This window comes from Ruegeria sp. CDSC054, from assembly GCF_059610645.1.
Genome location: NZ_JBXWOA010000004.1, coordinates 168,800 through 187,415 on the forward strand (window position 1 = coordinate 168,800; position 18,616 = coordinate 187,415).

The following is an 18,616-nucleotide window of genomic DNA, read 5'->3' on the forward strand; positions in this document are numbered from 1 at the left end:
CGGGATCCCATCTTCATCTGGCCAAAAATATCCTCGCCGAAGGCAAGAAAGCGCCGCGCCGCGGCTAAATCAATCTGGCGCCAACATATATCCGGCCCCGCGGACGGTCTGCAGGTAACGCGGCTGCTTGGGGTCTTGTTCGATCTTGCGGCGCAGACGGGTGATCTGAACGTCCACCGCGCGTTCCTGCGCCTGACCCTTGTCGCGGCCCAGATCTTCGACCAGTTTGGTTCGGCTGATCGGCTCTCCGGGCTGGGCCGAGAAAATTTTCATCAACTGGCTTTCGGTCGCCGTCAGGCGCACCGGGTCTTCGCCCTGCCACATCTCGCCACGTTCGATATCGTACCGGATCGGACCAAGATGCAGTATCTTCGCCGTCGCGTCCTGCGCAGGTGTTTCCGGCATCCGCCGCAGGATCGCATTGATCCGCAACAACAGCTCTTTTGGCTCGAACGGTTTGGCCAAGTAGTCATCCGCACCGGCCTCAAGCCCGGCAATGCGATGTTCAGTTTCGCCGCGCGCGGTTAACAGCAGGATAGGAGTGGTATGGGTTTCGCGCAGCGCTTTAGTCAGGCTGACCCCATCTTCGCCGGGCATCATCACGTCCAGCACGATCATGTCGAAATCCAACCCCGAAAGCACCCGCCGTGCATGAGCTGCATCCCGTGCAGCCGTGACCAGAAATCCGTTCCGCATCAGAAACTTCTTCAACAGATCGCGAATGCGCTCGTCATCGTCGACGATCAGCAGATGGGCATCCATTTCGTTCATGAGGTGGTTTCCCGCAGTTTCGTATAGGCATGACGCATATCAGCATCCATCATCGCTTCAAGCACTTTACGAAACCCCGACACAGCCTCGGGTCCCGCCTTTTTGTACGCTGCACGCATTCGGACGCGCTGCGCCTCAGACAGTTTGGCCTCTAGCGCCTTGCCCTGTTCTGTCAGAAATAGGTGTCTTTCACGTTTGTCCACTGATCCGACCCGGCTTTCCACAAGTCCATCCTCGATCAGCGTGCGCAGAACACGGTTTAGAGACTGTTTTGTTACGCCCAGAATGGCCAGAAGGTTATTGACCGTCGTCCCCGGTGCACGGTTGATGAAGTGGATTGCCCGGTGATGCGCCCGTCCATAGGCCATTTCGGTCAATATGCGATCGGGATCTGCTGTAAAGCCGCGATAGGCGAAAAACATCGCCTCAATTCCTTGTCGCAACTGCTCGTCGGTCAAAAACAACAGGCTCTCGCCACCAAAGGCTGGGGCGGGGCGGGTATCCGACATAGTATGCCTCATTCGTTACTCGTTCCGAGTTTATGTCAGCGTTATTGACATTCCAAGAGTGGACAGGTATCGAATCGCAGTTTTTGCGTAACTTTATGTCCGAAACGGACTTAATCAGCGCAATAATCGGAAATTTTTCCCAGGTCAGGAGGTTTCGCATGGCGGGGTATGATGATCGTGACGGTGTCATCTGGTTGGATGGCAAACTGGTGCCCTGGCGCGAAGCCAATGTGCACATCCTGACCCATGCGATGCACTATGCGTCTTCGGTGTTCGAAGGTGAGCGTGCTTATAACGGCAAGATTTTCAAAAGTCGCGAACATTCTGAGCGCCTAATTGCCTCGGCCGAAGCGCTAGACATGCCGATGCCCTTTTCGGTGGACGATATCGAGGCCGCCAAGGAAGAAGCACTGAAAGCCAGCGGCTTGCAGGACGCCTATGTCCGTGCGCTGGTCTGGCGTGGCTCGGGGGAAGACATGGGTGTGGCATCGGCCAAGAACCCGGTCCGGATGGCCGTCGCGGTCTGGCCCTGGGGCGCCTATTACGGCGACGCCAAGATGCAGGGCGCCAAGCTGGATATCGCGGAATGGAAGCGCCCCAGCCCGGAAACCATCCCGGTGCACGCCAAGGCAGCGGGTCTGTACATGATCTGCACCATCTCGAAACATAAGGCCGAGGCCAAGGGCTGCTCGGACGCGCTGTTCATGGATTGGCGCGGTTACGTGGCCGAGGCGACAGGCGCAAACGTGTTCTTCGTAAAAGATGGTGAGGTTCATACACCTCTGGCCGATTGCTTCCTGAACGGGATCACCCGTCAGACCGTCATTCAGATGCTGAAAGACAAAGGCATCACCGTTCACGAGCGCCGCATCAAGCCCGAGGAAATGGCGGATTTCGAGCAGTGCTGGCTGACCGGCACCGCAGCCGAGGTGACCCCGGTGGGCCAGATCGGCGATTATACGTTTGAGGTCGGAGACCTGACCCGCGAGATCGCCGCCGATTATGAGGCGCTTGTCCGCGCCTGATAACACTCAGATGCATTGACAGAAGCCCTCGCGCTATCGCGGGGGCTTTTTTATTGCCGCTTGTTCATAAAGAATTGCAGATCGTCCGCGCGGGTGGACGAACGCGCAGCCGCGGCTATCTTAATCCAATGTTGGATCTGCTTAGCGATATACTTACCCGCCTGTCGTTGAAGGGCACGTTTTACTTTCGAACCTCTTTCACACCGCCCTTTGGCATACAGGTACCGGCCTATCAAAATGTGGCCAGATTTCACTTTGTACAACGCGGAGAGCTGAAAGTATTCGTCTCTAACACAGGGCAAACCTTGCGATTGAAGCAAGGCGACCTGATCGTGATCCCGCACGGATCCGCCCATGCGTTACTGTGCAATGAGGTTCAACCGCTGGATGCCCTGCCGCTTGAACAGGTGTTGGAAGAGGCCGGGTACAAAGGCGACGGGGTTTTGATTTATGGCGGCGAAGACAAAAGCCGCGATACGCAATTGATCTGCGGTCATTTCTCTTTCACCGGACCTCCGGGGCGACAGGGAACCGGGCATATGCTGATTGACCGGCTTCCCCCGTACATCCTGATCGAAAACTATGGCGAAGAAGCCGGGGCTTGGATCGAAGCCACCCTGCGTATGATCGGGTCCGAGATCAACGGCGCGCGGATCGGTGGTGACCTCATAGCGTTGAAACTGTCCGAGGTCCTGTTTGCGCAGGCCATTCGGGCCCATCTTGAACATCAAAGCCCCAGCGAAACCGCGCTTGCCGGGTTCGCCGATTCCCGCATTTCGCGTGCATTGACTGCGTTTCACCATTCGCCCGCGCAAGAGTGGAGCGTCGAGTACCTAGCACGTGAGGCCGGAATGTCTCGCACTGCGTTCGCACAGCTATTCGCAGACAAGATGGGGACAACGCCCATGCAGTATCTGACCGATTGGCGCATGCAGATTGCGTGTCACGGATTGACTGAGGCCCGCTGGAACGTGGCCGATGCCGCGGCCGAGGTCGGCTATGCCTCGGAAGCCGCCTTTTCGCGGGTGTTCAAAAAGCAGGTTGGCGTATCGCCAGCCGCCTATCGATCAATGCACTGATCGAATTGAAACTCTGGACGATCTGCAACGTTTCACGAACGATCCAGAATTAAACGTTCGGAGTTTCTTTCCTAGTTTGAGGTCATCCCATATCAGGAAAGGAACTCTCATGTCTCTCCGCTTTGTCACCCGCAATATTCACGCCTGTCTGGACTACCCTGTTGCCTTTGCGCTGATGGGGCTGCCCTTTTTGCTTGGACTGGGGCAATCCAACCCGATGGCGTTGTGGCTGTCGGTGGTCACCGGCGTCGCGGCGTTTGTCCTGACGGTGTTGACGGATCACCATTTGGGGATCTGGCGCATTCTTCCCTACAACTTTCACTTGGCGGTCGATCTTCTGGTCGGCGTCGTTTTCCTGGCCGCGCCCAGCCTATTTGGGTTTTCGGGAATGGATGCGATCTTTTACTGGCTGAACGGGGCTGCGGTGGTCGCCGTCATCTCGCTTAGCGCGCCAGAGCAGGGTGTTACGGCTTGAACCTGACGCACCTTGGATGCATCGCAACAAGGTGAATTCTCAAAAAACCAAAGCCGCTTGTCCCACCGACAGGCGGCTTGCTGATCTGTTTGTTCGCGCTGTGTATCAACATATGTGAGCCTAATAAGTAAGAATTTAGGAAATTGGTTTCCTCAAAACGCCTGAAATAGTTCCGCTCCAAGCCAGTTAACTTCGGGGTTACTCAGGATGTGTTTTTTTGATCTTGCAAATTCCGACAAAAATAATCAGATAAAGATTAAGGCCAGATGTGCTATCATCCAGCACGGGGTTTCGAGGCGGTCTGCGGGCTTAGCGTATAGCCTGGTGAGAGCGCGCCACCGCCTCGGAAACGACACGCGCAACAGGAAATGACGATGGGTGACTCACTTGACGAAATCATGGCACGGCACGAAGCGGCCACCGCTTGCGGATGTTGCTGTGACGACGATTATTGCGCCTATGTCGATAAACCCAAGTCAGCCCAGGGCGACGGGGCTGCACAACCGTTGCCGGACAGCGCCGCCTGCCGACGCGGATCGGTAAGGTTTCTCAACGAAAACCCGCCTGCGTAACAGCCCCTGAGGGGGCTGTTTAGACTCTGATGTTCAGAAATCCACGCCGCGCTGGGCTTTGATTCCGGCCTGAAACGGGTGCTTTTCCTCGGTCATTTCGGTGACCAGATCGGCATAATCGCGAAGCGCCTGTGGCGCATCCCGACCCGTCAGGAACACGCTGGTCTTGTCAGACCGTTCTTTCAGCCCATCGATCACCTGTTCGACCGACAGGTATTCGTAGCGAAGCGCGATGTTGATCTCGTCCAGCACGACCAGATCGTATTCGCCGCTGGACATGAGGGCGCGTGCCTTGTCAAAGGCAGAGTTTGCGGCGGCGATGTCACGCTCGCGGTCCTGAGTATCCCAGGTGAAGCCTTCACCCATTGTGTGCCATGTCACCAGATCGCGTTCTTCAAAGAAGCGACGCTCGCCGGTTTTCCATTTACCCTTGATGAATTGAACAACGGCGACCTTCTGACCCCAACCCAGCGCACGGATCACGACCCCGAACGCGGCCGAGGACTTACCCTTACCCTTGCCAGTGTTGATAAGTACCAGCCCGCGGTCCGGATCAACTGCCTCGGACACTTTCTTGCGGTGCTGGGCCTGCACCTTTTGCATCTTTTCCTTGTGATCCTGCGCGTCGCTCATGGGAAACCCTCATCTTGTGTTGGGCACACCCTAGGGGAAGTTCTGCAAAGGTAAAGGTCAGGCTTTGGGATCCGTGACCGCGCGTGCCTTGCCGCGCTCCAAGCCCAGTTGATGTTCGCGCCAGATCACCACGACGTTACCGACAATCACCAGCGCCGCACCGGCCAGCATGACCAGCGTTGGCAGTTCACTGAACCAGACATAACCGATGACGATTGCAAACAGCATCGAGGTATAATCGTAGGGCGCCAGCATCGAAGCCTGCCCAAAGCGATAGGACGAAGTCACCAGAATCTGGGCAACACCTCCGATCAGACCAGCCAGAATCAAAAAGCCCGCCTGTTCCCATGTCGGCATGACCCACCCCCAAAAGATGGTCAGCCCGGACAGGATGGTCGCCGTCATCGAGAAATAGAAGACAATGGCCGCAGGATGGTCGACCTGCACCAACTGCCGGATGTGGATCTGCACAAAGGCCCGTGCAACGGTCGCACCCAGAATACACATTGCGCCGAAGGTGGCGGCAGCTTCCATGTTGTTGCCACCCAGTCTGGGCCAGATCATGATCAGGACACCCAACAGCCCGATGGAAACGGCGGCGATTCTGATTCTTCGGATGCGTTCGCCTAGCATTACCGCGGCAAGGATCAGGGTGAAAATCGGGGTGGCATAGCCAATCGCTGTGGCTTCGGGCAGCGGGATCAAGCCAAGGCCGGTGAAAGTAAGCCCCATCGCCGTGGTGCCCAGCACGCCGCGCCAAAAATGGCCCGAGGGTTTACGGACTTTGAACCCTTGCGCCAATTCTCCACGCGCCATCAGCCAGATGACAATCACCGGAATGGCAAAAAGGGATCGGAAAAATACCATCTCGCCAGGTGGGAAGTGATCGGACTGCGCTTTGACTATCGCCGCCATGACGGTGAACAGAAACACCGCGCTCGTTTTCAGAGCGACGGCCAGCAAAGGTCGATGCGATGTTAAGGGTTTTGCCATCGGCGCGAACCTGCGCTTTTGGTAGGGAAAGATCAACGTGTTGTTTACAGATTGGACCAATCGGCAGGCAGGGGACTGCCGATCTCTTGGGCGAACTCTTCCAGAAACCGGATCATGCGCGCGATTCTGCGCTGTGCAATTTCTCGACCACCCTCGGTCAACATATCACCAGGCAAGCCCAGCAGTTTGACCTTCCAGTGGTCGATCGAAAAATGCAGGTCGTCCAGTGGACGGTTGGCGGCAAAGGGATCCGCCGGATCATAAAGCGACCGTCCCAACGCGCCGGAAACCGAGAAGTTCCGGGCAACGCCAATCGCCCCCAGCGCATCCAACCTGTCCGCATCGCGCAAGATGCAGGCCTCGGGCGTTTCCGGTGTAATGTTGGCCGAAAAGCTGTGCGCTTCAATCGCGTGTTTGATCGCCTGAATCTGGTCCTCGGAATAGACCAGATTAGCCAGAATAGACTCTGATTCCTCAGCCGATCGGCGCGATGCCAAGTGGCGGTCGGGGTCGTCCTTCGACAGGTTGACCAGATCATGCAGGTACGCCGCAGCCAGCAGCACGGGCATGTCGGTCTGGTCGTTTGCAATGGCCTGCGCGTTCACCCAGACCCGGTCCAAGTGGGCCAGATCATGCGCGGGGTCGGTTTCCATACGCTGCGCAACGACGGCGCGCAGGCGCATGCGCAGATCAGCCGATCCGTCCACGGTTCTCTCCGATCTGGCCGCGATGCAGCAGCAGGTGGTCGAGGATCACGCAAGCCATCATCGCCTCACCCACCGGAACGGCGCGGATGCCTACGCAGGGGTCGTGACGGCCCTTGGTGATGATCTCGGTCTCTTCACCGGATTTGGTGATGGTTTTGCGTGTGGTCAGAATGGATGAGGTAGGTTTGACAGCAAACCGCACAACAACGTCTTGTCCAGTCGAGATACCGCCCAAGATACCGCCCGCGTGGTTCGAGCTGTATTGCGGACCGTTCTGGCCCATGAAAATCTCGTCCGCATTGCCTTCGCCCGTCAGTTCGGCGGCGGCCATGCCTTCGCCGATCTCGACACCTTTGACGGCGTTGATGGACATCATCGCAGCGGCCAAATCAGTGTCTAACTTGGCGTAAACCGGCGCACCGATGCCTGCTGGGACGCCACGGGCCACAACCTCGACAATCGCACCAACCGAGTTTCCGGACTTGCGCAGATCGTCCAAGTAAGCCGCCCAATCCTTGGCCGCTTGGGCATCCGGGGTCCAGAACGGGTTCTGTTCGATCTGCGACCAGTCGAAATTGCCTCGGTCAATCTTGTGTGGGCCGATCTGCGTCATGTAGCCGGTAATCTGCACGTTTGGTGCGATCTGCTTGATGGCTTCTCGCGCCAGCCCGCCCGCTGCCACACGCGATGCGGTTTCCCGGGCCGAGCTGCGCCCGCCGCCGCGATAATCGCGGATGCCGTACTTCTGCCAGTAGGTGATATCGGCGTGCCCGGGACGGAACTTGTCCATGATATCGCCGTAGTCTTTCGAGCGCTGATCCGTGTTCTCGATCATCAGCTGCACCGGAGTACCCGTGGTTTGCCCTTCGAACACGCCCGACAGGATTTTGACCTGATCTGGCTCGCGCCGCTGGGTGGTGAACTTATTCTGACCCGGTTTGCGCTTGTCCAGCCATTGCTGAATCATCGCCTCGTCGATTGTGACACCCGGAGGGCAGCCATCGACGGTCGCACCCAACGCGGGCCCGTGGCTTTCACCCCAGGTGGTGACGCGGAAAAGGTGGCCAAAACTGTTCATTGACATGGGGCATGCTCCTTTGCGCGTCGTGATTAGCTGGCAAGGCCATTGGCCTCAAGCGGATTTGCGGTTGGGGCGTGTTTGCCCCAACCTGTCGTGCTTATGCTGCCGCGGCCAGTTGGGCACGCGTGGCTGCAATTTTCAGCGCGGCTTGAGCGGCTTCGCGGCCTTTCTCTACAAAATGCGCCCGGTAGATAGCATTGTGGTGATCGGTTTCCTGATACTGGTGCGGCGTCAAGGAAACAGACAGGACCGGTACCCCTGTATCCATGCCAGCACGCATCAACCCATCGACAACGGCCTGAGCCACAAAATCGTGCCGGTAAATACCGCCATCCACGACAAACGCCGCGCAGGCGACCGCGGCGTAGTGACCGGTCTGGGCCAGATCGCGGGCCAGCAGCGGCATTTCGAACGCGCCGGGGACGTCAAAAACGTCAACCTGATCGGCGGGGATGAGTTCCAGAAACCCTTCTAGGGCTTGATCAACGATATCGGAATGCCAGTTGGCTTTTACAAAAGCATAGCGGGTGTGTGTCATCATGATCTCCTTTCGCAACAGACACGTCACCCAAGGCGATCACGGGCAGGCGCAAGCTAGGGCCGACGCGCTGCACGTTCTCTTTCATCCGGACTTTAACCGTCGGCTCTGGCATCTCACCAGATCTGCTGACACTCCGCACACCGGAGCCGCTCGCGGGCTTACGGACCATCGCCCGCATACCGCCGGTGGGGAATTTCACCCCGCCCTGAGAACGGGCGGACCTTGCCAAGGTGCGGCCGGTTCTGCAAGAGATTTCGCAGGAGGACAGCCATGCACCCCAATCCAGCCTTCCGCGCAGAAGAGACTGCGCGCCACATCGCCTTTGCGCGTGACCGAGCGTTCGGGGTTCTTGCGGTGTCGACGGATGAGGCACCGCTGATTAGCCACGTGCCGTTTCTGCTGTCTGAGGATGGCACGCTGGCCGAGCTGCATCTTGTCCGATCGAACTCGATCGTCCGCATGCTGAAAGACCCTAAACCAGCCAGAATCGCTGTCACCGGGCCAGATGGCTACGTGTCGCCGGATTGGTACGGGATCGACGATCAGGTTCCGACATGGAACTATGTCGCTGTGCATCTGATCGGTCAGTTGGAACAGCGCCCGCAAGAAGAGTTGCTGGACCTGTTAAATCGCCAGTCCGCCTTTTATGAGGCACGCTTGCTGCCCAAACCCCCTTGGACCACCGGCAAGATGAGTTCGGACGCGTTGGATAAGATGATGCGTATGGTCGTGCCGTTTCAGTTTCGCATTGACGACATTCAAGGCACCTGGAAGCTAAACCAGAACAAGCCCGATGCAGTCCGCCTGAGCGCGGCAGAACATATCGCAAACGACGGGATCGGGTCCGAGCTTGATGCTCTGCAAAAGTTGATGAGAGGGTGAGGGTGGCACACCAATTGACGGGTTTTGTTTTGCAAATGGTGCTGTAGAGTTCCGGCAATTCAGGGAGATCACTAATGAAACTCTATTTCAGCCCCACTTCGCCCTATGTCCGTAAGGTTATGGTTTTGTTGTATGAAACAGACCAATTACAGGATGTCGAACTGCTGAATGTTGCAACAACGCCAATGTCCCCGGCCGAGCCGCTATTGGCCAAGGCTCCGCTGACAAAGGTGCCCGCGTTAGAGCGCCCAGATGGACCGACCCTGTTCGACAGCCGTGTTATCTGCGCGTTTCTGGACGCGCGCGCGCAGGCAGGTCTTTATCAGGACGGTGCCCGGCATTGGGATGTGCTGACGCTCGAGGCGCTGGCGGATGGTATTCTGGATGCGGCATTGCTGATCACCTATGAGGCTCGGATGCGGCCCGAAGACAAGCAATGGGAGGGCTGGGCCGATGCGCAATGGGACAAGATAGAACGCGCCTGCGCCGCGTTGAACCAGCGGTGGATGGCGCATCTGTCGGGACCGTTGGATATGGGGCAAGTCGCAGTGGCCTGCGCGCTGGGCTATGTCGATTTCCGTCACGATGCGCGCGGGTGGCGCAAGGGAAATGACGTGCTGGCCGCCTGGTACGAGAAGTTTGCCGAGCGTCCCAGCATGGTCGCAACGCAACCGCCGGCCTGATCGGGGATTAATGCGCTGGCTGCTCTGACGGCAGAACGGCCAGCGGCAGTCATCACTCGTTGAACGTCGCCAGATAGGCCGCGATGTCATCGGCGCCCTTTTTCAGTTTGACGCTCATGTTTGGGCGCGCGGTTTCGTCATCCAGGTATTCCTGGATGAATGCGATCGGGTTTTTGGAATACGTGGCGATGTTCTCTTGCGTCCAGACCAGCCCTTCCTGACCGGCGCGGATCATGTCGTCAGTGAACATTCCGACGGGCAAACGCGCGCTTCCGTTCAGGTAGTCCGATTCTGTTCCGGCGACGCGCCCCACGACGCCGTACAGATTCGGGCCAGTGATGCCGCCTTTGACCAGAACTTGGCCATCTTTGATGATTGCGTGGCACGAAGAGCAGCGATTGTAGAGTTTCTCGCCTTTCGCCGGATCACCGGCCGCTGTCGCCTGAGAGGAAACGGCTAGTGTGACGGTCAGAATAGTTGCAAAGAGCTTTGACATTGGGGACGTCCTGCAGAGATTGGGATTTCCCGCATTTCGATCATTTGCGTCCAAAGTTCAATCGAAATCAGACGCGACTAAGCCTTTGTAAAATATCTATTTTTAACTCAGATTTTCTACATCGATATGCCCTTCAGAAAAGGCGCGTCTTGCTACGTCGGGCGTCACCGTAAATTCGAGCTTAAGTCAAAGGTATCGGTACATATAGGTCGTCGCGTGACGGGATATTCCGTCCGGGTCGAATGCGAAATCGGGGATGACACCTGCCGGTTGGAATCCGACAGACCTGTAAAGGGATTCCGAGACGTCTCCGGTGCGCGTGTCTAGTGTGATGAGTGTCTTCCCGGCTTCTTGTGCGGATTTCAGGGCCTCTTGCATCAAGGCCCTGCCCAAACCGCGACGTCTGGCATCGGGGTGAACGATCATCTTCGAGATTTCTGCCCGGTGGGGCTGATTTGGGGGCATGGCAAGCAACAGTTGGACCGTACCGATCAGGCGACGCTGATAAAATGCGCCAAACAAGTGCCGCTCGCCAGTTTCGACAGAGGGTTTGACGTCATCCGTCCAGAACCGCGCGGCGCTTTCATGGTCGAGCGGTATCATGAAGCTGATCGCGGCACCGTCGGCAACGCTGTCAACAAGCGTGCGGCACAGGTCTGTCAGATTGTTGTCGATATCCGCCGGGGTAAGGCGGGCGACGTTGGGTGTCTGAACGGTCATGACAATGCGATCACGTAAGTGCAGGGACTATGGGTCGTTTCAAATACGGTCTCGCCAAACAAAATGTACCGCAGGCAATCCCCTTGTCGAAGGTCATACGCTTTCCCCTCGACCGTGATTTCGATCTGCCCGGACAGGACATACAGGTGATGCTCTTGCCCCGGAACTGCGGGCGCATCATAGGCAATGCGCTGCCGCGCGGTCAGGGTTCCTTCGATCAATTCAACCGAAAGTTGCCCGCTGGGGGGCGAAACGCTGCGACGTTGAAACCCGTGCTCACGATCCGTCCAGAACGGCTGGTCGTGCCGCCGGACGATCGGCTGGAAACCTTGCTCCAGCGGGGCAAGTAGCTGCGAGATCGGCACTGCATAGACTGATGCCAGACGGCCTAGCGTCTCGGCGGTTGGGCTGACTTCGTTTTTCTCGATCCGCGACAGGGTGGCGCGGCTTAACCCGGTTCTTCCAGCCAAAGTATCGAGGGTCATGCTGTACTGCTCTCGCAATCCACGCAAATGCGAGGCCAGTTTGTCAGACGTGGTTTCTATAGGTTTTCCCATATAAGGGAATATTCTCGAATATGGTGAAAAATTCAAGCTACGGGGACCGGTATTCTGTAAATCATTGTGGGGCTGGGTCTGTTTGGCACCGTTCTACCCTGTCAAAACGAATCGAATCACATATGGAAAAGTCGGGGGATCGGAGTGTTTTTTGCCAAAAAACAGGTCCGTATCTTGAAACTTTCGCCCCTCGTTGTGACATGAATGCCCTGTTGTGGCGCACTGCGCGCCTATGACCGCTGGACGAACCGAATTCTCCCGGATAGATAGCCGCGATGAGACGCCGCTTTGATGCGGTGCTGATGCATGTTTGCTCGGGTTACCCCCGGGCGCCGGAATCGGAGAAAACCTCGTGTCCCACGCAGAAGACCACGAAGGCACCCGCAGAGATTTCCTCTACTACGTCGCAGGCGGCGCAGGTGTCGTCGCGACGGGTGCAGCCGTATGGCCCCTGATCAATCAAATGAACCCTTCGGCAGACGTTCAGGCGCTGTCCTCGATCCGCGTGGATGTGAGCGGCGTTGAACCCGGTACGCAGCTGACCGTGAAATGGCTGGGTAAACCGGTGTTTGTTCGCCACCGCACAGGTGCCGAAATTCAAGAAGCACAGGAACAGGACGCCGACGGCGTCGACGCACTGCCTGATCCGCTGGCCCGCAACTTCAACCTGAACGCGGATGCTCCTGCGACCGACGCCAACCGCGTGATGCCGTCGCCCGAGGGCGAAGCACCGGGCGCTTGGATCGTTCAGATGGGCGTATGTACGCACCTTGGCTGTGTGCCGCTGGGCGATGCTGGCGACTTTGGCGGCTGGTTCTGCCCCTGCCACGGATCGCACTACGATCTGGCCGGACGTATTCGTAAGGGCCCCGCGCCTGAAAACCTGCCCGTTCCGCCTGCAGAGTGGACCGACGCCAGCACCATCAAACTCGGCTAAGGGAGACCCAAACTTATGTCCGGAATTCCCCACGATCATTACGAGCCGAAGACAAACGGCGAGAAGTGGCTGAACAGCCGCTTGCCCATCGTCGGCCTGATTTACGACACCATCATGATCCCCACCCCCAAGAACCTGAACTGGTGGTGGATCTGGGGCATCGTCCTGGCGTTCTGCCTGGCGTTGCAGATTGTCACCGGTATCGTTCTGGTGATGCACTACACCCCGCATGTCGATCTGGCCTTTGCCAGCATCGAACACATCATGCGCAACGTGAATGGCGGCTATATGCTGCGCTACATTCACATGAACGGCGCGTCGCTGTTCTTTGTTGCGGTCTACATCCACATCTTCCGTGGCCTGTTCTACGGCTCATACAAAGCCCCGCGTGAGATCACGTGGATCATCGGTATGCTTATCTATCTGATGATGATGGGTACTGCCTTCATGGGCTATGTTCTGCCTTGGGGTCAGATGTCCTTCTGGGGTGCGACCGTGATCACCGGCCTGTTTGGCGCGATCCCGTTTGTGGGTGACGCGATCCAGACCTGGCTGCTGGGCGGACCCGCGGTGGACAATGCCACGCTGAACCGCTTCTTCTCGCTACACTATCTGCTGCCGTTTGTTATCGCGGCTCTGGTCATTGTGCATATCTGGGCCTTCCACACCACCGGCAACAACAACCCCACGGGTGTTGAAGTTCGCCGCACGTCGAAAGCCGATGCCGAGAAAGACACCCTGCCATTCTGGCCGTACTTCGTGATCAAGGACCTGTTCGCTCTGGCCGTGATCCTGGTCGTGTTCTGGGCCATCGTCGGCTACATGCCGAACTATCTGGGCCACCCGGACAACTACATCGAAGCCAACCCGTTGGTAACGCCAGCACACATCGTTCCCGAATGGTACTTCCTGCCATTCTACGCGATCTTGCGCGCCTTTACCGGTGAAGTCTGGGTTGTACAATTTGCCAGCTTCATCACCGGTGGCATCGTTGACGCCAAGTTCTTTGGTGTGATTGCGATGTTCGGTGCGATCCTGGCAATGGCGCTGGCGCCCTGGCTGGACACGTCGACCGTGCGTTCGGGCAAATACCGCCCGATGTTCAAATGGTGGTTCTACCTGCTGATCATCGACTTCTTTGCCCTGATGTGGCTGGGTGCGATGCCCGCGGAAGAGCCCTATGCGACCTTCTCGCTGATCGCGTCCGCCTACTGGTTCGCCTATTTCTTCGTGATCCTGCCGATCCTGGGTGTCATCGAAAAACCGCTGCCACAGCCAGAGACCATCGAAGAAGACTTCAACGCGCATTATGGCAAGGCTGACGCTGACGCCACGCCGGCCGAGTAAGAAGAGGGACCGGAAACATGTTCAAGAAACTTGCAATCGGTGCCGCGTTTGCTTTGGCCCTTACCCCTGCTGCGTCCTTCGCAGCAGGTGGGGGCGAGCAGCACATCGAAGACTTCCACTTCTCGTTTGAAGGCCCCTTTGGCACCTGGGATCAAAACCAGCTGCAGCGCGGCCTTCAGATCTATACCGAGGTCTGTGCAGCCTGCCACGGCCTGCGCTATGTGCCTCTGCGTGATCTCGAAGCGCTGGGCTATTCGGAAGAAGAAGTCATCGCCTACTCGGCAGACAACTTCGAAGTGTTCGATCCCGAGCTGGACGATTTCCGTCCGGCCATCCCGACCGACCACTTCCCGGTCAATGACGGTGTTGGCGCACCGGACCTGAGCCTGATGGCCAAGGCCCGCGCCGGATTCCACGGGCCTTATGGTCTGGGCATCAACCAGTTCTTCAAAGGCATGGGTGGCGCGGAATACATCGCCTCGCTGCTGGACGGCTATACCGGTGAAGAAAAAGAAGAAGCAGGCACCATCCTGTATGAGAACAAAGCTTTCCCCGGAGGCTGGATTTCGATGGCGCCCCCGCTGTCCGAAGATCAGGTTGAATTCGCCGATGGCCACCCGGCCACTGTCGAAGCCTTGTCCGAAGACATCGCTGCCTTCCTGATGTGGACTGCCGAGCCAAAAATGATGGAGCGCAAGTACTCGGGCTTCGTCGGCGTGCTGTTCCTGTCGCTGTTGTCGGTGCTTCTGTACCTTGTGAACAAGCGCCTGTGGGCAGGTGTCAAAGGCAAGAAACGAGACTGAGTTTCACAGCCCCGCAATGTTTGAACCCCCGCGCCACCGGCTGCGGGGGTTTTTTTGTTGCAATCGGTCAGGGGGCCAGATGAAGGACGGATCAGGCTGTTAGTTGCGTGCCAGTGGCACCTGTGATTGTTGCCGTGACAATCTGCCCTTCGGCCTGTAGTGCCTCAAAAGCGACCTCAGTGAATTGTTCGGTGCGGCCCATATGCGGGTTTTCCATCAGGATGTGATGGGTTTTGCCAATTTGGGTCTGCAGGTGTTTTGTGACCTGCGCCTCTCCGGCCGCGCGCAGGCGGGCGGCACGGTCCCTGATGATGTTCCCGTTCACCTGCTGCGGTATGCGGGCGGCCGGCGTGCCGTCGCGTTTGGAATAAGGGAACACGTGCAGCCAGGTCAGATCGCAATCCGTCACCAGTTTCAGCGAGTTTTCGAAATGATCATCCGTTTCGGTTGGGAAGCCTGCGATGATATCAGCGCCAAAGGTCATCTCGGGGCGCAGTTTACGGGCTTCTTCAGTAAAGCGGATGGCGTCATCGCGCAGGTGACGTCGTTTCATCCGCTTCAGGATCAGATCGTCGCCGTGCTGCAAGGACAAGTGCAGATGCGGCATCAGGCGAGATTCTGTCGCGATGGCCTGCATCAGATTCTCATCCACTTCGATCGAGTCGATCGAGCTGATCCGCAGGCGTGGCAGATCGGGCACCAGTTTCAGAATGCGCATCACCAGATCACCCAGCTTGGGTTGCGCCGGTAGATCGGCGCCCCACGAGGTCAGATCAACGCCGGTCAGGACGACTTCGTTATAGCCCCGATCCACCAGCCGCTTGATCTGATCCACCACAACACCTGCTGGGACGCTGCGCGAGTTTCCACGGCCGTAGGGGATAATGCAGAAAGTGCAGCGATGGTCACAGCCGTTTTGGACCTGAACATAGGCGCGCGATCGGGTGCCAAAACCGTCGATCAGGTGGCCTGCGGTTTCGGTGACGGACATGATGTCATCGACCTGCACCGTCTCGGTCTGGCCGATAAAGTCCGCCGCCATGCCTTTCCAGGTCTCGGGCTGCATCTTCTCGGTATTGCCAATGACCGCGTCGACCTCATCCATTCGAGCAAAGGTGTCAGGCTCGGTCTGGGCCGCACAGCCTGTCACGATCAGCCGCGCGTCAGGATTTTCCCGCCGTAGCTTACGAATCTCTTGCCGGGCTTTGCGCACCGCTTCTGCCGTGACGGCGCAGGTGTTCACGATCACCGCGTCGGTGAGTCCGGCCTGCGCCGACAGCTCTTTCATCGCCTCGGTCTCATAGGCGTTCAGGCGGCAGCCCAGGGTGGTGAACTTCGGCGCGCTCATGCCAGTGATTCCAAAAATTCCGGTGTCAGTGTGCCCGAGAACACGTGACAAGTGGGCCCGGTCATCCAAACGCCATCGTCGCGCCAGTCGATCCAGATCGTCCCGCCGTCCAGCTCAATTTGTATTTTGCGCCCAGTCAGGCCGCGACGCGCAGCAGCAACGGCCGTGGCGCATGAGGATGATCCCGAAGCCAGGGTGATGCCTACGCCACGCTCCCACACGCGCATGCGGATGTGGTCCGGTGCAATGATCTGCGCAATTTGGACATTGGTACGCTCAGGATAGAGCGGATGGTGCTCGTAACGCGAACCAAACTCGGTCAGAGGGATGGCTTCGGCATCGTCGACAAAAAAGGTGCAATGCGGATTGCCCATCCCGGTGGCCGTCGGCGCTCCCTCGATGGGCAGTTCCAGTGTGTCGACTTCCTCAGACAACGGAACCTCGTTCCAATTTAGTTGGGGGTGCCCCATATTGACCGAGGTCAGGCCGTCTCCGGCGTCCTTGGCGTAAAGAGTGCCGCGTTCTGTCGTCAGTGTCAGGTCGGATCTATCCGATTCCTCCATCAGGAACCGGGCGATGCAACGGGTGGCATTTCCACACGCAGCCGAGGTGGATCCGTCCGAGTTGTAGAACACCAAGTGTGCATCCGCTTCGCCGTTCTCGATGACGGCGAGCTGATCGAACCCGACTCCGAATTGACGGTGCCCGATTCCCCGCGCAAGTGCCGGACTAATCCACGCGGCAGACGCGCGCGCGTCCACAATGACAAAGTCATTGCCCAGCCCGTGCATCTTCATGAAGGGCAAACCAGTGTTCTGTAATCCTTGCATGGCGCGCATATAACCCTGCACCCGAAAGGAATCCACCCTGCGACGCAGATTCCTTAAAAAAGGGGGTTGACCCCCCAGCGCCACCTGCCTAATTAGGCCGCCTATCGGGTCGCCGGAAACACTGATTACTCTGGCGATACGAGGTGCAAATAAGGTCTTGAACCCGGTCGGGAAAATGACTTAAAGAGCGCCACGGATCGACAAGATCCAGCAAAAGAGTGGGCCGTTAGCTCAGTTGGTAGAGCAACTGACTTTTAATCAGTGGGTCGCAGGTTCGAATCCTGCACGGCTCACCACTTTTTTCAAATGTGATGTCATTAATGCATAAGAGTGCGTTTGGAATGCATAAGCGTGCAAGTGCCGTGTTTAGCGGTAGATGTCAGCGCAAAGCAGCGCGATCGTTTTGGACAAATTTCATAACAAGCGGGCTCAGTTTTAAGCTTTTTGTCAGGCAGTTTGTCCGAATCCGAGATAGCTTGCCGGCACCTTATCTGTGAGCCAAACACCATTATCTGCACAGAAGAACTCAAAGCCATCGTCGAACATTTGCTTAGCTTCGACGCGTAGTACAACTGGCTTGCCGTGACGCTGGCCAACGCGCTCGGCGGTTTCAGGGTTGGTTGAGAGGTGCACTTGACGGCGTCGCCCAGGGTTTAACCCATCGGAGAAAATTGCATCTAAATTTGTGCTGGCGGTTCCGTGGTATAACTCGTCTGGTGGGTGCCGAGGTTCTAAGCCAAGGTCCACATCAACCGAATGGCCCTGTGCTGCCCTAATCCGGGAGCCATCCTCAGACAAAGTGAACCGTCTTTTGTCGCTGCTTTCCACAAGCCGAATGAGCTCGTCGCGGCTTAGCTTGCGGCTTGCCTTTTTCAGCTTCCGCAGCAGCTCATCAACCCGAACCCACCCTTGCTTATCAAGCTGAAGACCAATCTCTTCAGGTTTGTGCCTAAGCACCAGGCTTAAAAAATTGCTTTCTCTACTCATACCCAAACTGCAAGTGCGCGCTACCCTTGTTGGTGATTAACACGAACGCAGTCGCCTAGGAATTACATATAAAGCGCTCGTTTGATCCCATGGTAAAACCCGTCGATTTGAGCTTGCTCCAGAACTCAATTTAGCAAAAGCATCTGGGCACCAGTCGCAGTTCGCTCGAATGAGGCGGCCCTTTGCTGCCTTTGATCACGGAGTTGGATCGCCGCGTTGTGGGCGTCGAACCGGCCATTCGCTGTACTCGCGAACCATTCACCGTTTCGGTAGAGCAATATGAAGAGTTCTTCCGTCGCGAAGCTATCTTGGAGACGTGGTTGCGCGATCAAGACTAAGCACTTCCAGAAGTTATGCTGCGACACCTGCTTTCAGCGGGTGTTTTTTTGTCGGCCCGCATGTGTTTCTGCAAGGTTACGAGTTTCGCCTGCACGCATATGGTTGAATAACTGATGGTTCGGGGATCTTCTATATATTATCAGATGGCTAATTTTGCTTCACTTAGATTGGCTGCAAAAATCGCACTCTTATGCGTTACTGACACAAAATTTGGCGCCCTGAAGGTCAATTGACCTCCTGTGACAGTACAGCAACTTTATACAGGGCCATTATCGGAGCCATCGAATGTTTCAGGCTGTGT

The 18,616-nt window shown here is 57.2% G+C and carries 23 protein-coding genes, 1 tRNA gene and 1 riboswitch; of the genes, 11 read left to right on the forward strand and 13 right to left on the reverse strand.

What is annotated here, in order from left to right; all coding sequences use genetic code 11:
• Window positions 1-69: 69 nt before the first annotated feature.
• Together AC2FGC_RS10620 and AC2FGC_RS10625 are read right to left on the reverse strand one after the other, a co-directional pair.
• Complete coding sequence (locus AC2FGC_RS10620; RefSeq protein ID WP_058272724.1) at window positions 70-771, reverse strand: response regulator; 702 nt, start codon at window positions 769-771, stop codon at window positions 70-72.
• Window positions 768-1,280, reverse strand: coding sequence for a MarR family winged helix-turn-helix transcriptional regulator (locus tag AC2FGC_RS10625; protein ID WP_170411194.1), 513 nt, complete (start codon window positions 1,278-1,280; stop codon window positions 768-770). Before AC2FGC_RS10625 ends, AC2FGC_RS10620 begins: the two co-directional genes overlap by 4 nt.
• Before the next feature lie 158 nt (window positions 1,281-1,438).
• Here AC2FGC_RS10625 and AC2FGC_RS10630 point away from each other — a divergent pair, with 158 nt between their 5' ends.
• From AC2FGC_RS10630 to AC2FGC_RS10645, 4 genes are all read left to right on the forward strand, one after another.
• A complete protein-coding gene (locus AC2FGC_RS10630) occupies window positions 1,439-2,305 on the forward strand; it encodes a branched-chain amino acid aminotransferase (RefSeq protein WP_496726179.1) in 867 nt (288 codons plus the stop codon).
• A gap of 128 nt (window positions 2,306-2,433) precedes the next feature.
• Window positions 2,434-3,384, forward strand: coding sequence for an AraC family transcriptional regulator (locus AC2FGC_RS10635; RefSeq protein WP_496782290.1), 951 nt, complete (start codon window positions 2,434-2,436; stop codon window positions 3,382-3,384).
• A 109-nt stretch (window positions 3,385-3,493) separates the two neighbouring features.
• Window positions 3,494-3,859 carry an SPW repeat domain-containing protein gene (locus tag AC2FGC_RS10640; RefSeq protein ID WP_496726177.1) on the forward strand — a complete coding sequence of 122 codons (366 nt, stop codon included), beginning with the start codon at window positions 3,494-3,496 and terminating at the stop codon, window positions 3,857-3,859.
• A 374-nt stretch (window positions 3,860-4,233) separates the two neighbouring features.
• Complete coding sequence (locus AC2FGC_RS10645) at window positions 4,234-4,431, forward strand: hypothetical protein (RefSeq protein ID WP_496726176.1); 198 nt, start codon at window positions 4,234-4,236, stop codon at window positions 4,429-4,431.
• A 33-nt stretch (window positions 4,432-4,464) separates the two neighbouring features.
• Here AC2FGC_RS10645 and cobO read toward each other — a convergent pair whose 3' ends face one another.
• From cobO to AC2FGC_RS10670, 5 genes are all read right to left on the reverse strand, one after another.
• On the reverse strand, window positions 4,465-5,064 hold the full coding sequence (cobO, locus tag AC2FGC_RS10650) for a cob(I)yrinic acid a,c-diamide adenosyltransferase (RefSeq protein WP_496726175.1): 600 nt from the start codon (window positions 5,062-5,064) through the stop codon (window positions 4,465-4,467).
• 57 nt (window positions 5,065-5,121) lie between these two features.
• Entirely contained in the window at window positions 5,122-6,057 is a 936-nt protein-coding gene (locus tag AC2FGC_RS10655; RefSeq protein ID WP_496726174.1) for a DMT family transporter, read from the reverse strand.
• A 44-nt stretch (window positions 6,058-6,101) separates the two neighbouring features.
• The gene (locus AC2FGC_RS10660; protein WP_496782292.1) at window positions 6,102-6,764 is read right to left on the reverse strand and encodes an HD domain-containing protein; all 663 of its coding nucleotides are present in this window, start codon (window positions 6,762-6,764) and stop codon (window positions 6,102-6,104) included.
• A complete protein-coding gene (aroC, locus tag AC2FGC_RS10665) occupies window positions 6,748-7,848 on the reverse strand; it encodes a chorismate synthase (protein WP_496782294.1) in 1,101 nt (366 codons plus the stop codon). The genes AC2FGC_RS10660 and aroC overlap by 17 nt, the downstream gene beginning before the upstream one ends.
• A gap of 94 nt (window positions 7,849-7,942) precedes the next feature.
• Window positions 7,943-8,383 (reverse strand): 6,7-dimethyl-8-ribityllumazine synthase, encoded by a 441-nt coding sequence (locus AC2FGC_RS10670; protein WP_496726171.1) that lies wholly within the window; start codon window positions 8,381-8,383, stop codon window positions 7,943-7,945.
• A gap of 72 nt (window positions 8,384-8,455) precedes the next feature.
• A riboswitch (FMN riboswitch) is annotated at window positions 8,456-8,603 on the reverse strand.
• A gap of 53 nt (window positions 8,604-8,656) precedes the next feature.
• Here AC2FGC_RS10670 and AC2FGC_RS10675 point away from each other — a divergent pair.
• Window positions 8,657-9,268 carry an FMN-binding negative transcriptional regulator gene (locus tag AC2FGC_RS10675; protein ID WP_496726170.1) on the forward strand — a complete coding sequence of 204 codons (612 nt, stop codon included), beginning with the start codon at window positions 8,657-8,659 and terminating at the stop codon, window positions 9,266-9,268.
• A 74-nt stretch (window positions 9,269-9,342) separates the two neighbouring features.
• Window positions 9,343-9,951 carry a glutathione S-transferase gene (locus AC2FGC_RS10680; RefSeq protein WP_496726169.1) on the forward strand — a complete coding sequence of 203 codons (609 nt, stop codon included), beginning with the start codon at window positions 9,343-9,345 and terminating at the stop codon, window positions 9,949-9,951.
• Between the two features lie 52 nt (window positions 9,952-10,003).
• Here AC2FGC_RS10680 and AC2FGC_RS10685 read toward each other — a convergent pair whose 3' ends face one another.
• The 3 genes from AC2FGC_RS10685 to AC2FGC_RS10695 form a co-directional block, all read right to left on the reverse strand.
• The gene (locus tag AC2FGC_RS10685; RefSeq protein ID WP_496726168.1) at window positions 10,004-10,447 is read right to left on the reverse strand and encodes a c-type cytochrome; all 444 of its coding nucleotides are present in this window, start codon (window positions 10,445-10,447) and stop codon (window positions 10,004-10,006) included.
• 186 nt (window positions 10,448-10,633) lie between these two features.
• Window positions 10,634-11,167, reverse strand: a complete 534-nt coding sequence (locus tag AC2FGC_RS10690; protein ID WP_496782296.1) for a GNAT family N-acetyltransferase — start codon at window positions 11,165-11,167, stop codon at window positions 10,634-10,636.
• Complete coding sequence (locus AC2FGC_RS10695) at window positions 11,164-11,724, reverse strand: helix-turn-helix domain-containing protein (RefSeq protein WP_496782299.1); 561 nt, start codon at window positions 11,722-11,724, stop codon at window positions 11,164-11,166. Before AC2FGC_RS10695 ends, AC2FGC_RS10690 begins: the two co-directional genes overlap by 4 nt.
• 352 nt (window positions 11,725-12,076) lie before the next feature.
• Between AC2FGC_RS10695 and petA the strand changes: the two genes are divergently transcribed.
• The 3 genes from petA to AC2FGC_RS10710 are packed head-to-tail and all read left to right on the forward strand — an operon-like array spanning window position 12,077 to window position 14,811.
• Complete coding sequence (gene petA / locus AC2FGC_RS10700; protein WP_496726165.1) at window positions 12,077-12,661, forward strand: ubiquinol-cytochrome c reductase iron-sulfur subunit; 585 nt, start codon at window positions 12,077-12,079, stop codon at window positions 12,659-12,661.
• Between the two features lie 15 nt (window positions 12,662-12,676).
• Entirely contained in the window at window positions 12,677-14,008 is a 1,332-nt protein-coding gene (gene petB, locus AC2FGC_RS10705; RefSeq protein ID WP_108860628.1) for a cytochrome b, read from the forward strand.
• A 17-nt stretch (window positions 14,009-14,025) separates the two neighbouring features.
• The gene (locus tag AC2FGC_RS10710) at window positions 14,026-14,811 is read left to right on the forward strand and encodes a cytochrome c1 (RefSeq protein ID WP_108860629.1); all 786 of its coding nucleotides are present in this window, start codon (window positions 14,026-14,028) and stop codon (window positions 14,809-14,811) included.
• Between the two features lie 91 nt (window positions 14,812-14,902).
• Here AC2FGC_RS10710 and mtaB read toward each other — a convergent pair whose 3' ends face one another.
• Together mtaB and dapF are read right to left on the reverse strand one after the other, a co-directional pair.
• Window positions 14,903-16,159, reverse strand: coding sequence for a tRNA (N(6)-L-threonylcarbamoyladenosine(37)-C(2))-methylthiotransferase MtaB (gene mtaB / locus AC2FGC_RS10715; RefSeq protein WP_496782302.1), 1,257 nt, complete (start codon window positions 16,157-16,159; stop codon window positions 14,903-14,905).
• Window positions 16,156-16,998, reverse strand: coding sequence for a diaminopimelate epimerase (dapF, locus tag AC2FGC_RS10720; protein ID WP_496726163.1), 843 nt, complete (start codon window positions 16,996-16,998; stop codon window positions 16,156-16,158). Before dapF ends, mtaB begins: the two co-directional genes overlap by 4 nt.
• A 211-nt stretch (window positions 16,999-17,209) precedes the next feature.
• Here dapF and AC2FGC_RS10725 point away from each other — a divergent pair.
• A tRNA-Lys gene (locus tag AC2FGC_RS10725) sits at window positions 17,210-17,285 on the forward strand.
• Window positions 17,286-17,436: 151 nt separating this feature from the next.
• On the opposite strand, the gene AC2FGC_RS10730 is transcribed toward AC2FGC_RS10725, so the two are convergent.
• Entirely contained in the window at window positions 17,437-17,976 is a 540-nt protein-coding gene (locus AC2FGC_RS10730; RefSeq protein WP_496726474.1) for an RNA 2'-phosphotransferase, read from the reverse strand.
• A gap of 182 nt (window positions 17,977-18,158) precedes the next feature.
• Here AC2FGC_RS10730 and AC2FGC_RS10735 point away from each other — a divergent pair, with 182 nt between their 5' ends.
• Window positions 18,159-18,314: a hypothetical protein gene (locus AC2FGC_RS10735; protein WP_496726473.1), complete on the forward strand. Its 156-nt coding sequence runs from the start codon at window positions 18,159-18,161 to the stop codon at window positions 18,312-18,314.
• Window positions 18,315-18,616 lie beyond the last annotated feature (302 nt).